The following is a 329-nucleotide window of genomic DNA, read 5'->3' as shown; positions in this document are numbered from 1 at the left end:
TCCACCACGAACCCGTCCACCGCCAAAACAAGCCGACCCCGCCAGCGTGCCCCGGGCGTGTCGGCCAACGCCACCGGATCAGCGGCCACCAGGTGAAACACCTCGGCCATCGCCGCCGCACCCAGCCGCACACGAGCCCCGGTCAGCGACGACTTGTCCACCGTGGCCCCGGCCAACTCCGGCACCGCATCGGTCAGATTGTCCAACACATCCTCATACGAATCCTGCGACCACAACGCCAACCCCAGCGTGAAATACACCATGAACTCCGGCGTCAACGGCGACAACGGCCGCCTACTGCGCCGCACCCGCCCCTCCACCGCGGCAGC

The 329-nt window shown here is 68.1% G+C and carries 1 protein-coding gene; it reads right to left on the bottom strand.

Translation table 11 applies throughout. The features are described from left to right. Positions 1-263: transposase domain-containing protein (locus tag GWK61_RS55660; protein WP_267254624.1), on the bottom strand; the 263-nt coding region annotated here is incomplete at its 3' end. Between the last annotated feature and the right edge of the window lie 66 nt (positions 264-329).

Origin of the sequence: Catenulispora rubra (assembly GCF_015356825.1) — a bacterium.
In the GTDB taxonomy this organism is placed as follows: domain Bacteria; phylum Actinomycetota; class Actinomycetes; order Streptomycetales; family Catenulisporaceae; genus Catenulispora; species Catenulispora rubra.
The sequence above is the reverse complement of the archived record's forward strand: the minus strand, read 5'-3'. Positions and strand labels throughout refer to the sequence as shown.